Genomic DNA, 14499 nt, shown 5'->3' on the forward strand with positions numbered 1-14499 from the left:
GTCGTGCCACATGTATACTATTGCTATGTTTTAGGTATTATTGCAGTGTTATACATTGTATTGAACAAAATTGAGAAAAAAGATTGTGCTTAACATACAAGACAACGCTCCGCTCTGTAGAAAATGGATGTTCTTGGCAGTATGTGCCCTTGCTTGCTCTGGGTTACTGTCAATAATTGTTATTTTTTTACGACTGCCTTTTATCTCCTCTCTCATTCCTTCTGCACAATATATTTTTGATAATGCGCTGGTGATACACGTAAACCTGTCAATTTTGGTGTGGATGTGCTCTATAATATCTCTACTTCTTATCATAAACCTACAAAATACCAATAGTTGGTTTAACTTTTCATGGGTTCTATCAACCCTTTCGATGCTGCTGATGTTTATATCCGCATTCGTTCCAAATACTGAAGTTATTAAAAGCAATTATATTCCCGTATTACAAAACAAATTATTCTTATTTGGTCTTGGTTTGTTTACCACCAGTATATTAGTAAATGCAATGCTAGCATACACATCAAAAAAAGAGGTTTCATTTCTCTCTGTTGGGCAAATTGGACTGGTTATTATACTTGTTTCATCATTTCTTTGCTTTGTTTTAGCGTATCAAAATATGCCTCCAGGTCTATATCACTCGGATAAGAATTTGTTTTACGAATATCTCTTTTGGGGAGGCGGACATTTGCTGCAATTTGCTTTTGCTCAAGCAATGTTTTTAGTGTATTTAATGATGCTGAGTTTCAGTGATGTTAGTTTAGCTTCAAACAGTAAAATTACTATTTTACCACTATTTATAAACACAATTTTGGCTATGGGTGCACTGTTTGTATATTTTGTTTATCCAGTTGATAGTGCCAAGTTAATACAGTTTTTTACTTGGCATATGAGGATTGCTGGAGCAGTTTTGCCGTGCTTTTTGATAATATTAGTGTGCTGCAACATCAGAACTTTTATTAATGATAAAAGCAACTATTTATTACATTCATTTTTGTTGTTCACTTATGGAGATGTGCTTGGAGTGCTGACTATTGAAGGAAATGTCACGATTCCCGCTCATTATCATGGTTCTGTAGTTGGGATCACTATAGCTTTTATGAATTTCATTTATTGGCTGTTACCTAAATTAAACTTTAAAGAGGTAAAAAACTCTATCGTAAAATTGCAGATTTATGCGTACAGTGTGGGACATTTTCTCCATATTACTGGACTTGTATGGCTTGGTGGATATGGTGCCTTAAGAAAAGTTGCAGATCTGCCAAGTATTTCATCAATGTTAGCACGCACGTGCTTCATTATAGGTGGCGCTATATCAGTTATTGGTGGAATGTTGTTCGTAATAATTGTGCTTTCACATCTGTTAAAAGGTAAAGCGCGTACCAACTGACCCATAGAAACGAAAAACTTACTTGACACCCTTTGCCAGCCCCCTTATCATGAAACTGAAGGTATTCAGTTATCTTCATCTGTGCAGATTAAACAGCAAGAAAACAACGTAGTTGGCGTCTTATTTTTAATTTTTTGCACTATGTGCACCTTATGTCTTCACAATATTTCTAGGTTTTTACCTATATAAGCTGAAACGCGCTTATAAGTCGTTTAAGACAGTATAGTACGCCAATTTGCAGGATTAGAGAGTGAACACTAATTACCACGGGGTTTCTTTGCCTTTTTTTCTGCTTAGTAAATTTCTTAAACATTTTAGCTAAGGTTAGTTGCACTTAAAAGCAGCTAAATTGCAGCGTTTAAGGCTTAAAAAACGCCAATACTGAAAATAGACAATGACTAGGGCTTCTTTTGCCTTTTTTTTCATTTGGTAAGTTTCTTAAACATTTATGGCTAAACGACAACCGTCATCCCGCTACGTGTTAGCGGGATCTATGCTTTGAGATACCGCGAATGAATCGCGGTATGACGGTGTAGATGATGGTTAAGTATCCCGCTACTTGTTAGCGGGATCTAGAGATACCGTGACGGTATGACGGTTCGTGGCGGTATAGTAATTCGTCATTCCGCTACCCGTTAGCGCCGCGGCGGTATAGCTATAGAATGACAAAAAAAGGGCACTGTGACGGACTTAAATCACAATTATCAGTTAATGCTAATCGCGGGTATCCGTTCAGCCAATGGCGTCAACTTAAGAGCTTTCATTAGCAAACTCTCCTAAAGACATGATGGCGTTTGGGCTTATCTACCTTGTTGCGGCTATATAATCGCCCTGGTCGGATCTTAACTTTAGCACGTATACTTGCTCTATCAAAAAGGGCTTGAAAGTTTTTTGGCGAACAATTTCCAACAAGCACTTGATAAAGTTTCTGTCTCATCACACCAAATAAAACTGAAAAATTTAAACGATACTCAGCAATTTGATCTGGGTTCCAAGGCCCTTGTGCATCACACATATGAAGCGATAATATATTGCACATGACCAAGTTTGCCCAAAATTCTTGTAATACAGCCTCTAAATTCACCCCAGAAAAATTCTCTAACTCTGCTCCTACTTTGAGTCGTTTATAGCACTCCTCTATGTGCCACCTTAATACATAAGCTTTACTGATATCTTCCAAAGTAAATTTTTCTCGATCAAAAAGTGAAGTCCTCTGTTTCTCCGTTGGCTAATGTCAGCACTATAACTCTTACTTTCTGTCCTTTCATTTTATTTTTTAGCTTTTCATTTTCTAATATAAAATCGAAATCTAATTCGCCAGATGCAATTCGTTCCCATAGCTTGCTATAATTTCTTTTTTGCAAGCGAAAAATAAAATCTACTTCCAAATCATAATGCTGCTGAATGAATTTTACTGAAGGATAACCACGATCATAGATAAATAATAATTTCTTTTGATTTAATGAACGCATTTGAGTGATAACTTCGGGTAATTGCTCTTCCGCCAACGTTTGTTCGCCTATATTCCAAGCCGCAAGGCGAGCACTGCAAATCAGTGAAGTACATAAATCAACAAACAAATTGCCAATGGTGGCATTGTGCCTGTTGTTCCATTTGGTTTAAAACGGCCAAACTCGGATACAATTTCCTCAGAGCTGGGTAATCTCATACCAGAACCATCTGCTGCAATAAGTCTATAGCCTCTCCAGCTCAGGTTCATCTTGATAGGCTGTTTGGATGCTTAGCTCCAATAACTCTTTAAAACCTGTATGATAAATCTTATATCTTGCTTTAGAAAAAGCTTGCTTTGAGGGTGGAACTTTACAAGTTAGTGGATCCATAAGTTCACATTCTATTCCCAAACTTTTTTTAACTAACTTTAAAATCATAGAAAATACTGTCGTAAAAGGGAGTTTTCTTGTTCGCGTGAAACTCAACACAATGGATTCTCTGAAAAGCTTTCGAGTATATTATATTTTTAATTTGTAGAATAAAATTTTTTCCTTTTTGCATGTTTCACCTAAAAAGGACACATTTTAAACTTCTTTGTTGAAATAAAATAGAAACAAAAGTGCTGTTTCCTGCGGCTTCTGGATAATTTAATGGTAAAAAATTTAGAGAGAAATTTTACACACTATCGCTTATATTTTTCCTTAAGTTGACGCCATTGCCTGAACGGATACGTTCTGTCGTATAGCTCTAACTGTTTTTAGGGGATAGAAAGGCTATATGGTTGCTAATATATTTTATTGCAAAATAAGCATTCTACATTATTTGCCAGCAAACAAAACTGCTCAATAGTTAAGTTTTCTGGACGTTCGTTTCCACTCAATTTAGCGTTTTCAAGGACAGTTTCAGCGTGGTTCGTTATATTTTGCAAGCTATTTCTCAGCATCTTTCTTCTTTGAGAAAAAACGACACGTGTTAATCTTGTTAAGGTTTCCAAATTTACTGCAAACTTTGGGGTAGGCAAAGGATTTACTGTAATTACTGAAGAATGTATTTTTGGTCTTGGAAAAAACTCTTTAGGTTCAATATCAAATTCCTTTTTTATATCACATAGCAACTGGCTTAGCACTGATAAGGAACCATAATCTTTAGAATTGGGTCTTGCCGTAATGCGATCTGCTACCTCTTTTTGAAACATTAATGTCAAACTCGTAAAAAATTTTATATTATTTAACCACTTTAAAAATAACACTACCGAGATATTGTAAGGCAAGTTAGCAATAACTTTGACTGGGCGCTCTATCAGCTCTTCCTCTATAACATGCAGTGCATCCGCTTCTATAATTCTATACTTTCCTTGATGCTCATTTAGCAGTTGGTCATGGTGTTTTACTAAATCTCTATCTTTTTCTATAGAAAGTAGAGACTTTGGATTATGCACCAATATTTCTCTTGTTAATGCACCATATCCAGGACCAATTTCAATGACATTAAAATTTTCCAGACTATCAGCTAAAGCGACGATTTTTTTTGTTATCTCACTCGATAAAATAAAATTTTGCCCTAGACTCTTTTTTGGCTTCAGTAAAAATTTTCTCATATTATTTTCATTATACAGTATTTTAAAAATCAGTTGACTAAAATCCATTGATAATTGTATATTATTAATGTGTTTAACGCCGGCTTAGCTCAATTGGTAGAGCAACTGACTTGTAATCAGTAGGTTGTCAGTTCAAGTCCGACAGCCGGCACTCTCGCCCATATAAGTAAAGTTGATGTCCTTTTTAATAGTAGCAAATTGGAAAATGAATGGAATGCGTTCTTCATTTGTTGACTTTATAGGCAAACTTAACAACAAGAGCAACGAAATTACCTCTAAATTAGTAATTTGCCCTCCTTTTACATCATTTCCAAGCAGTATAGAGTTGAACAATAATATTAATATAGGAGCACAGAATTGCCATCATAAAAAGTTCGGTTCTTACACAGGTGAAATTAGCGCAGAAATGTTAAAAGAACTAGGGTGTACTTACGTAATACTTGGGCATTCTGAAAGGGCCAATGAAAAAGATAGTGAAATAAAACTTAAGTCAGAAATAGCAATAGAATCAGGCTTACACCCAATTATCTGTGTAGGTGAAAATTCAGAAGATTATAAGAATGAAAAAACAAAAGAAGTAATAGAATATCAATGCAAAAACCGTTTGCCAACACACGGTGAATATACCGTAGCATATGAGCCAATATGGGCAATAGGCACAGGTCATGTGCCAAATAATGATGCAATTGCTGAGGTGATAGAGGTAGTAAAATTGTGTACTGGTAAAAAACACATTATATATGGTGGTTCAGTCAGTTCAGAAAATATAGAAAATTTGCTCAGTATCTCAAATTTATCAGGAGTTTTAATTGGCAGTGCAAGCTTAGATTTCGATCACTTTTATAAAATTATACAACAAGTTGAAAAAAAGTTTTCTCTTATCAATTCTAAAAGTAGATAAGAGGGAATTACTCACTATAGAAATAGGGCTATCACGGGCGTCTCAGTAGATTTCGCTAACGCGTACTCCCTAGTCATACTGTCACGGTATCCGCTAACACGTAGCGAGATGAAGGTTGTCATAGTGACACTGGTTTCCATACAAAAGTGGTGTCATCTAAGTATCTGATACTGATTTCTATCCAAGACGGTGTCATCCCAGTGCCCAGACACTGGGATCCAGAAGACTTAATTTCAACCAATTGGCTGCATAATAAAGTCTGGATTCCAGCGTCACGCGCTGGAATGACATCTTTCTTGGTGAACTCAAATCATAATGTTCGTACGGTTGTGGGCTTATAGCTAAAGTAATCTAGAAAATTAACGATATTTTATTCCCCGGTGAACGCTCTATTCTGTTTTCCAACTCTAGTTCTAAAAGAGCCATTAGAGCTATGTTGGTAGAAAGTCCGCTTGCTAATATAAGTTCATCTATATCAACAGGTACAGAGTTAATATGATCAACTATAACAGATTTTGCCTGTTGTAATTTTTCTTGTTTTTGGTTAACAGAATGGTGCTCAACATCAAATAGGTTTTTTTGCTGCGGAGGTAAACTAAACTTAACACTCTCTATTATGTCATCAGCGGATTCGATAAGCTTAGCACCGTTTTTAATCAAATGATTACTACCACTACAGCGTGAATCTAAAGGGAAACCAGAAACTGCAAACACCTCTCTCCCTTGATTTAAAGCAAAATCTGCTGTTATTAGAGAGCCAGAACGTTTCGATGCTTCAATCACTGCAACACCCAGCGATAGGCCAGATATAATTCGATTCCTTTGAGGAAAATATTGAGGCTTTGGTTTAGTAGCAAATGGAAGCTCAGTAATTACTAATCCGCCATTTTCAGTGATTTTTTTGTATAGATCAAAATTCTCTTTTGGATACACCACATCAATTCCGCTTGCTGTAACAGCAATAGTGGGGTGATTTTTGTATATTACACTGTTTGCTGCGGTATCGATTCCTTTTGCAAGTCCAGAAACGATAACAAAACCAGCTTCGCTTAAATCAAATGCCAACTTATTGGCAAAATTTCTTCCATTCATTGAAGAGTTACGCCCACCGATTATTGCAATTATCTCACGGCTTAATAATGATATATCACCAAGTGCAGTTATTACAGGAGGACAACTAGAGATATTTCTTAAAAGATCAGGGTAATCTGGGTCACATGCGGGTATAATTTTAGCTCCAATTCTTTCTGCATTATTGATTTCTTCTCGTGCATCTTGAATGCCATACACCTTATTATTAGCCACCCTATTGAGATATTTCAACACCTCATCTAGCGATCCATATGTTCTTAGTATACTAAAAAACTTTATTGGTCCTATAGTTCTAGCCAAGCTTAACCATACTTCTAATTCTTTGTTGTTCAATTTATTTATCTTCATAAAAGGCTTGAATTTCTTATCAATTTAGTGTACCCAAGATAATGCAAATATACAGTGTTTTATGACGCATTTTGTTACAGATAAATGCATAAAATGTAAATATACGGACTGTGTGGAAGTATGTCCCGTTGACTGCTTCTATGAAGGTAAAAACATGCTCGTGATTAACCCAGATGAATGTATTGATTGCGGAGTGTGCATACCTGAGTGTCCAGTAGATGCAATTGTAACTGATGATTCCATAAAAGATATTTTAGAACTAGATGAAGAGTTGCTGAGCAGCGAACAAAAAACTTTCAAGTTATTTTACGATATAAATGTAGAATACTCACAAAAGTGGCCAAATATCATGGCTAAAAAGCAACCTCTCTATACTGCAGAAGAGTATAAGGAAAAAAAGGATAAAACAGCTTATTTTGACGAAAATTTAGAATAATACTGCTGAAGGAAAAAGAAAATTTCTCTTGTATCTCACAATTATTGTTTTGCATTGCTGAAAGTGGCTGTATTGTTTATGTCCTTGATAGCATAACTAGTTTACTTGAGAATACAAATAGTAATACAGCAATTTTACTGCTATTTAACTGTTAATAGGTACATTAGACGGATCATATGGGGTATAAAATGGATATTAAAGTAAAATATGCGGGAATAACTAAGCGTGCTGCAGCTTATATAGTTGACCAAATTATATTCCTAGTCTGTTATTCATTATTTTATTTATTAATTTTATTCATATTATCAGGAGAGCCCCTTGCCGATGTTTTTAATTATGTCTTTCCTGATATTGACACTAATAGTGACCTTATATCAGAGCGATATGAAATATTAGAAGACTTAGATATATTATTGAAAGATTTAGTATATATAGCATTGGAAGTATTAATGATAACAAGACTTGGTTGGACTGGCTTTGTTGCATCGCACCTTATACTGGTAGTAATTTACGATAAATATCATGTAGCCATTTCAAATTTAGCCATACCAATTTCAGTAAATTGATTAAGCAAATAGCACTTAATCAGCAATTCTTTTTCGCGATTTACTTCGGATTTATTCCTAAAGCTGAATCCAAATATTTGCTTTAATCTTGAGAAAAACCCTTCAATATAAGATCTTTTCCCATAATTTACTTCTTTTTTCCATTCTTTCACGCCATCTTCACCGTATAATTTTATTAACCTAATAGCAGCATTTCTGTCAGACATATAATCTATTTCTGGATGTTCTGCCGCATTGTTTATTGGTGGAATTTTTGCCTTTATATCATATTCGTGACACAATTTGTAAAACTTGTGCCTATCATATGCCCTATCTGCATATAGTGCTTTTATGACATGCTGAAAATTAACTTCTTTAAGCAAATCGCAAGCTCCATAGTGATCAGAGTAGACACCGTTACTGTATTTTACAGCTATGGCTTTTTTGCTGTTTATATTCAACATTACATGCAATTTTCTTGTCTGTTCATAGCCACGATATTTTCTGTTAGCGCTATTTTCCTTGCTGTGACCAGGGGTATTGTTGTAAATGCTGATACCTGTACTATCTATAGCAATTTCGATGTCTTCCATATTATTTTTATCAATTCTGCAATCATTGATCTTAATATTAAGTTTCTTAAACCTTCTTGATGCTTGTGAATAGCTGATAACTGCTAAATCTCTTCCTATTTGTTGCATATATCCTTTTATAAACCCCACCGTTTGTCTTAAACCAATTCTAAAAAGATTGACAATTATATGCACCAAAATCACAACTTTATCACTGTAAATATAGTTGCCGCCTTGCATTTTTGGACTATTTTCATACCAATTTTCTATGGCTTCATTGATATAATGAAAAATATTTCCTCTTTCCTGGAGAAATTTGTTATATTCATTTTGGTTACTGACTTTCATTTTCTGTGGCATATTTTTTCTTCAACAGTTAAATGGTTATTTATAATGAATTTTGTCAGTAGCCACCAGATTTTTTCGATTGCTATGCAACAAAGCCGGTTGGACTCCAGGAAAGTTGCTACTTGGTATATACATAAAAGATGCAAACACACTTAAAAACGCTGCTTTAATGCAAGTAGTGATGAGAAGCACTCTCAAGGCACTTTTGTGGGTACCCACCTACATTTCTGAGTGGTTTTTTATTTTACCAATATTGGTTCTAATGTTTGCAATATTTGATAAGCGCAAGCAGCTTTTCTACGACAAAATTACAAAAACAGTAGTAATGGATTATAGGTCTGAAGCATGCTACCCAAAATTAAACTATGTATATGTGGGAATAACTAGGCGTGTGTTAGCGCATATTATTGACAGTCTTATTATTAAGGGAATTCCTTTATTCTGTTTGATTCTTGTAAGAGTGGTTTTTCACATTGCTAGACCTAAATTATTAATTATACGTATTTGCTTATCTTTTTTGCTATCGATAGTATTCGGAGTATTCATGATAAGAAGATTTGGTGGTACTCCAGGACAATTGTTATGCGGTATTAATATCAAAGATGCAAATACACTTGAAAATGTTACTCTAGTGCAAGCAATAGTTAGGCATATTTCATTTGAAGTTATTTGCTTCCCCATATTCATCACGAGAAGGAAATTTTTTGATAAGTATACCTCTGAATGGTGGTTTGATCCTTTATTAGGCTTAATCTTTATGACCACAATACTAATTTTCATATGTGCAATATTTGACCAACGCAAGCAGTTTCTTCATGATAAAATTGCAAAGACAGTGGCAGTAGATTATAAACCTCCAAGCTAACTTTCCCTTCTGTTTACAAGGTTCATATATGTAGTTATAATTAATAAGGTTCTTCTAAGAGTGCCCATGGTTCCAACTATAGCAATTTTAAGTGGTGGATTTTCTTGTGAGAGAGAAGTGTCGCTTATGAGCGGAAAAGCAGTAAAGAAGGCGCTTGATAGCCTTTCATATAATGCAATAGAAATAGATGTTGATAGCAACATTGCTGAAAAGCTTAGAAAAATTAATCCGGGCCTTGCTTTTATAGCTCTGCATGGACCTTATGGTGAAGATGGCTGCATTCAAGGTTTATTGGAAATCTTAGGTATAAAATATACACACTCAGGAGTTATGGCTTCTACTGTTGCTATGAATAAAGTGATGTCAAAGCATATATTTCGATCCCTTAGTATTGACACTCCAAAAGGTTATGTAATTAGCCGAGAAGATCTACTAAAAAATAATATTAAAATCGATTATCCGTACGTCTTAAAACCAATTAATGAAGGCTCTAGCATCGGAGTGCACATAATTTTCTCGCATGAGAAACTAAAAAACATGCTTCCAGCGCGTGACCAGGGAAAAGGACCAGTGTCTAGCTACTTGGATAACAAGGAAGGAGCTACTTGGATGACAAGAGATTTGATGATCGTAGAAGAATACATACCGGGCATAGAGTTACATACTGCTGTATTGCTAGATGAAGCAATTGGCACTATGGAAATACGACCAAAAAATAAATTCTATGATTATGAAGCAAAGTATACAGATGGATCTGCAGAACATATATTTCCTGCTGAAGTTCCTGACAATATATATAAAATGACCTTGGAACACGCATTGAAAGTTCATCAATTTTTAGGATGCAAAACTATTTCCCGCTCAGATTTCCGTTATAATCCCAAAAATAACACTTTAAAAATGCTTGAGATTAATACACATCCTGGCTTTACTGAGTTATCATTAGTGCCAGAAATTGCAAAATTGACAAAAGGAATCGATTTTAATGAATTAGTTAAAATTATTGTTGAAGCAGCACAAAAATGTTAGAGATTAAGTAAATGTTGAGCAATGTTACTAGAAGCCAAAGGAGTTTTTTGCGTAAGTGTGCCTTGGTTATTATCACAGCACTTTTTCTTACGCTAATACTCTACAGCTCACTTGATAAAATAATAAATCGATTTAATTACTACTTTACTTGGTATAATGACTGCCTATCCAGTTTATTACTCAGTAGTGGATTTTCAATCGACGAAGTAGTCGTGAGCGGCAATAAATTTACAAACAAAAAGGATATTCTAAGTTTGACAGATAGAATGCAACCTATCCTGTATATATCACTTTCAAAACTTGCCGGTAACATACAATCCGTAAGCAGATGGATAAAATACGTAAGAGTTCACAGAATTTTGCCCAATACTCTACACATTAATATAGATGAGCATAAACCGTTCGCTCTCTGGAAAGATAATAACAAAACTTCGGTAATTGATTTCGAAGGCAAAGTGATCATAGATGACTATCCAATAGATGATCTTGTTGTAATTACAGGACAAAACTCGTTATCAAACCTAGAATTTGTTAAAGATGTGTTAGAGAGTAAAGCTCAATTAAGTGACCACATTTCTTCTTTTGCTTATATAGGGAATAGAAGATGGAATATCATACTTGATAACGATTCCACAGTGAAACTGCCTGAAGATAACCCTTATAGTGCATGGGACTATTTAAACCACTTGCAAAATACAACTGATTTTACTTTCAGCAATTGGAGTATTATTGATATGCGTATTACTGATAAAATTTTTGTGAAGAGGTGATCTGCTGTCATCCAAGTAGCCCCTCTCCCTGTCATTCCAGTAGCCTCTTTCTCCTGTCATCCCAGTGCCCAGACTACTTGGATCCAGAAAAAAGAATGGTGTCATGAAAGTAGCTGACACTGGTTCCTTTATGACGGTGTCATTCCAGTGCTTGACACTGGAATGACAACTTAAGGGATCACCTATAATTACTAATCTAAAGCTGTAGCTAATTTTGCAAAAGCCCTATTGCAATTTAATTAATTGGCGTATAAGCTTTAAATAAAGCCTATGAAAAAAATGGAAGCTTGTTATTCGTTTGACGATATACTTCTTTTGCCAGCCTATTCTGATATATTACCTTACGATGCAGATACAAAAACTTATTTAACAAACAGTATAGAACTAAATATCCCTCTCATATCCTCTGCAATGGATACTGTTACTGAATCGGGCTTTGCAATAGCTATTGCCCAACATGGAGGGATAGGTTGCATACATAAGAATTTATCAATAGATGAACAAGTTTTAGAAGTGAGAAAGGTGAAAAAATATGAAAGTTGGATCGTATATAACCCAATTACGATTTCACCGGATAAAACAGTTGCGGAAGCAATTTCATTAATGAGAGAGCACAATTATTCTGGCATTCCTGTAGTTGATCAACGCAAGTTAGTTGGAATTTTAACTAACCGAGATGTGAGGTTTATTGAAGACCAGAACATGAATGTAAAAGTTTCCGAAGTGATGACAAAAGATAAGTTAGTGACAGTGCGGGAGCAGGGAGTAAATAGTGCCTCAGCAATGAAATTGTTGCATGAAAATAGAATAGAAAAGCTTTTGGTCGTAGATGAAAATTCTTGTTGTATAGGTTTAATTACGGTTAAAGACATTGAAAAATACAATAGATACCCAAATTCATGTAAAGACAGTAAAAGGCGGCTCAGAGTTGCCGCTGCAATTGGCACTGGTAAAAAAGATGGTATAGAAAGATGTGAAGCTTTGATCGGAGAAGAAGTTGATGTAGTAGTTGTGGATACTGCTCACGGTCATTCCGAAAACGTTATCAATACCATTAGGGAAATAAAAAAGATGTATCCTAATACGCAATTAATTGGCGGAAACATTGCAACAAAGGAGGCTGCTGAAGCGTTGATTGATGCGGGTGTTGACGCAGTGAAGGTTGGAATAGGACCAGGATCAATCTGTACAACCAGAATAGTTACAGGTGTTGGTGTGCCACAATTCTCTGCAATCAAGAATGTTGCAGAGGCGTGTAGAGCAAGAAACGTCAGACTAATTGCTGATGGTGGGGTAAAATACTCAGGAGATGTTGCAAAAGCTATTGCAGTTGGTGCTGACTCTGTGATGATTGGTTCGATTTTTGCTGGCACTGACGAAAGCCCAGGTGAGATTATCATGTATAAGGGCAGAGCATATAAAGGCTATCGAGGAATGGGATCTATTAGTGCAATGAAACGAGGTTCAGCTAGCCGTTATTTTCAAGATAAAGATTCAAAACTCAAATTAGTTCCACAAGGAGTGGAAGGAAGAGTTCCATTCAAAGGTCCGGCTTCAGGAGTAATCCATCAGTTGATTGGCGGATTGCAAGCTGCAATGGGATATACCGGTAACAGGAATATAGAAGAAATGAAGAAAAACTGCAAATTTGTGACTATTACTGCATCAGGATTAAGAGAGAGTCATGCTCATGATGTAGTCATTACACAAGAAGCTCCAAATTACGCTTATCAAACGTCCAATTTGTCAACCGATTCAGAGTAGTGACCGTTTATTATTTTGCACCCCAGTCTTTTTCAAATATTGCTAGCCCTTGGTCAGTAAGTGGGTGATTAATTAATTGTCTAAGTACTTTTGCTGGCACAGTAATTGAATCAGCACCAAGCCTTGCAGCTTCTATTACATGTGCTGGGCTTCTCACTGATGCAACAAGAACTTTAGTATCAAAACCGTAATTAGAATATATAGTACATATATCTTCTATTAGCGATAAGCCATCATAGCTTATATCATCAAGGCGACCAACAAAGGGAGAAATAAAACAAGCACCGGCCTTAGCGGCAAGCAGTGCTTGTCCAGGAGAAAAACATAATGTGATGTTAACAGGTATTTTATGCTCTGTCCACAATTTTTTACAAGAAATTAATCCTTCATATGTAAGGGGCAATTTTACCACAACATTATCAGCTATTTTAGCTAAGTTAAGACCTTCTTTGATCATCTCTTCATGCTTGTCAGCGACAACTTCAACACTAACAGGCCCTTTTATAATAGAGCATATTTCACGCACTAAATCCTCGTATTTATCTTTACGCCCGGACTTTGCTATTAAAGAAGGATTAGTTGTTATGCCGTCAATGAACTCCTTTAGTTCTTTAATTTCATTTAAATCAACGCTATCAAGAAAAATTTCCATATTAACCTCCTATTAAAAAACTATCTTTACAAAACATTGTCATCTTTGAAGGCAAAAGTACAAAAATGGTGTTATCCCAGTGTCCGCTACAGAACTGTACGAACGTTCAGTAAGACAAGGTGTCATTCCAGTGCTTGACACTGGAATCCAGCCTATTTCATCATAGAAATTGTTTTTGACATATGTTCCTAGAATCCCCTGCCAATTGCATGATTTGCAAATATTTTTATATCTGGATCCCAGTGTCACGCACTGGGATGACAAAGGTGAGCACTGGAATGACAGGGAAGAGAATACTGGATGACAGAAAAAAAAGCACTTGGATGACAAAAGTTGGGCTACTTGGATGACAAGAAAGTGATAACCGACTTTTTGCCTAAAACAACTAAGAAAGAAACTTCTCATCAAGATAACTTAAATATATACTAATTCTCTTATTTTTAAACGATTTCTCATCATGAATTGCACGATCAAAAACCTGAATTTGACTTGTTATAATGCTACAATTATTATTTGCAACTTCTAATACGCCACTATCAATTACAACCTTCTTTCCTGTTTGGTTACTCATTTTAACAGTAATCATACCAGGCAATAAATAAATTAAGTAAGGAGCATGGTGAGCTAAAATCATAAGCTCCCCTTCGAGCCCAGTTACTGAAAGAGAAACCACTCCACTGAATGAAATTTGATCGTCAGGAGAGAAAAATTGCGCTTTAAAAGTATTCATAATCTTTAACT

The 14499-nt window shown here is 35.4% G+C and carries 14 protein-coding genes, 1 tRNA gene and 2 pseudogenes; 9 read left to right on the forward strand and 8 right to left on the reverse strand.

Translation table 11 applies throughout. From position 1 onward, the window contains the following. Positions 1–85 precede the first annotated feature (85 nt). Positions 86–1387: a cbb3-type cytochrome c oxidase subunit I gene (locus tag OPR48_RS05235; RefSeq protein ID WP_265025717.1), complete on the forward strand. Its 1302-nt coding sequence runs from the start codon at positions 86–88 to the stop codon at positions 1385–1387. A 763-nt stretch (positions 1388–2150) separates the two neighbouring features. On the opposite strand, the pseudogene OPR48_RS05240 reads toward OPR48_RS05235, so the two are convergent. Both OPR48_RS05240 and rsmA read right to left on the reverse strand, forming a co-directional pair. Beyond that, a pseudogene (locus tag OPR48_RS05240) lies at positions 2151–3400 on the reverse strand (IS4 family transposase). Positions 3401–3623: 223 nt separating this feature from the next. Continuing rightward, positions 3624–4436 (reverse strand): 16S rRNA (adenine(1518)-N(6)/adenine(1519)-N(6))-dimethyltransferase RsmA, encoded by an 813-nt coding sequence (gene rsmA, locus OPR48_RS05245; protein WP_265025718.1) that lies wholly within the window; start codon positions 4434–4436, stop codon positions 3624–3626. 78 nt (positions 4437–4514) lie between these two features. Between rsmA and OPR48_RS05250 the strand changes: the two genes are divergently transcribed. Together OPR48_RS05250 and OPR48_RS05255 are read left to right on the forward strand one after the other, a co-directional pair. Then, positions 4515–4587, forward strand: a tRNA-Thr gene (locus OPR48_RS05250). A 24-nt stretch (positions 4588–4611) separates the two neighbouring features. Next, the gene (locus OPR48_RS05255) at positions 4612–5337 is read left to right on the forward strand and encodes a triosephosphate isomerase (protein WP_265025719.1); all 726 of its coding nucleotides are present in this window, start codon (positions 4612–4614) and stop codon (positions 5335–5337) included. A 351-nt stretch (positions 5338–5688) separates the two neighbouring features. On the opposite strand, the gene dprA is transcribed toward OPR48_RS05255, so the two are convergent. Beyond that, a complete protein-coding gene (dprA, locus tag OPR48_RS05265) occupies positions 5689–6777 on the reverse strand; it encodes a DNA-processing protein DprA (protein ID WP_265025720.1) in 1089 nt (362 codons plus the stop codon). 61 nt (positions 6778–6838) lie between these two features. Here dprA and OPR48_RS05270 point away from each other — a divergent pair, with 61 nt between their 5' ends. Together OPR48_RS05270 and OPR48_RS05275 are read left to right on the forward strand one after the other, a co-directional pair. Then, entirely contained in the window at positions 6839–7213 is a 375-nt protein-coding gene (locus OPR48_RS05270) for a ferredoxin family protein (RefSeq protein WP_265025721.1), read from the forward strand. Positions 7214–7389: 176 nt separating this feature from the next. Then, positions 7390–7779, forward strand: a complete 390-nt coding sequence (locus tag OPR48_RS05275) for a hypothetical protein (protein ID WP_265025722.1) — start codon at positions 7390–7392, stop codon at positions 7777–7779. Here the strand turns inward: OPR48_RS05275 and OPR48_RS05280 are convergent. After that, a complete protein-coding gene (locus OPR48_RS05280; RefSeq protein ID WP_265025723.1) occupies positions 7734–8690 on the reverse strand; it encodes an IS5 family transposase in 957 nt (318 codons plus the stop codon). The two genes, OPR48_RS05275 and OPR48_RS05280, sit on opposite strands and share 46 nt — an antisense overlap. After that, the gene (locus OPR48_RS05285; RefSeq protein WP_265025724.1) at positions 8675–8824 is read right to left on the reverse strand and encodes a hypothetical protein; all 150 of its coding nucleotides are present in this window, start codon (positions 8822–8824) and stop codon (positions 8675–8677) included. The genes OPR48_RS05280 and OPR48_RS05285 overlap by 16 nt, the downstream gene beginning before the upstream one ends. On the opposite strand from OPR48_RS05285, the gene OPR48_RS05290 reads away from it, so the two are divergent. The 4 genes and pseudogenes from OPR48_RS05290 (at position 8794) to guaB (ending at position 13106) form a co-directional block, all read left to right on the forward strand. After that, positions 8794–9543 carry an RDD family protein gene (locus OPR48_RS05290; RefSeq protein ID WP_265025725.1) on the forward strand — a complete coding sequence of 250 codons (750 nt, stop codon included), beginning with the start codon at positions 8794–8796 and terminating at the stop codon, positions 9541–9543. The genes OPR48_RS05285 and OPR48_RS05290 overlap by 31 nt on opposite strands. A gap of 60 nt (positions 9544–9603) precedes the next feature. Next, a pseudogene (locus OPR48_RS05295) lies at positions 9604–10579 on the forward strand (D-alanine--D-alanine ligase). A gap of 4 nt (positions 10580–10583) precedes the next feature. Next, the gene (locus tag OPR48_RS05300; RefSeq protein ID WP_265025726.1) at positions 10584–11342 is read left to right on the forward strand and encodes a cell division protein FtsQ/DivIB; all 759 of its coding nucleotides are present in this window, start codon (positions 10584–10586) and stop codon (positions 11340–11342) included. A gap of 270 nt (positions 11343–11612) precedes the next feature. Beyond that, positions 11613–13106 (forward strand): IMP dehydrogenase, encoded by a 1494-nt coding sequence (gene guaB, locus OPR48_RS05305; RefSeq protein WP_265025727.1) that lies wholly within the window; start codon positions 11613–11615, stop codon positions 13104–13106. A gap of 10 nt (positions 13107–13116) precedes the next feature. Here guaB and fsa read toward each other — a convergent pair whose 3' ends face one another. From fsa to OPR48_RS05320, 3 genes are read right to left on the reverse strand one after another with little or no spacing between them, the layout of a single operon-like run. Further along, positions 13117–13758, reverse strand: coding sequence for a fructose-6-phosphate aldolase (gene fsa, locus OPR48_RS05310; RefSeq protein ID WP_265025728.1), 642 nt, complete (start codon positions 13756–13758; stop codon positions 13117–13119). A 39-nt stretch (positions 13759–13797) separates the two neighbouring features. Then, positions 13798–14163, reverse strand: a complete 366-nt coding sequence (locus OPR48_RS05315; RefSeq protein WP_265025729.1) for a hypothetical protein — start codon at positions 14161–14163, stop codon at positions 13798–13800. After that, on the reverse strand, positions 14144–14488 hold the full coding sequence (locus OPR48_RS05320) for a F0F1 ATP synthase subunit epsilon (protein WP_265025730.1): 345 nt from the start codon (positions 14486–14488) through the stop codon (positions 14144–14146). The genes OPR48_RS05315 and OPR48_RS05320 overlap by 20 nt, the downstream gene beginning before the upstream one ends. Positions 14489–14499: the final 11 nt, after the last annotated feature.

The sequence above is a fragment of the Wolbachia endosymbiont (group A) of Bibio marci genome (genome assembly GCF_947251645.1).
Taxonomy (GTDB): domain Bacteria; phylum Pseudomonadota; class Alphaproteobacteria; order Rickettsiales; family Anaplasmataceae; genus Wolbachia.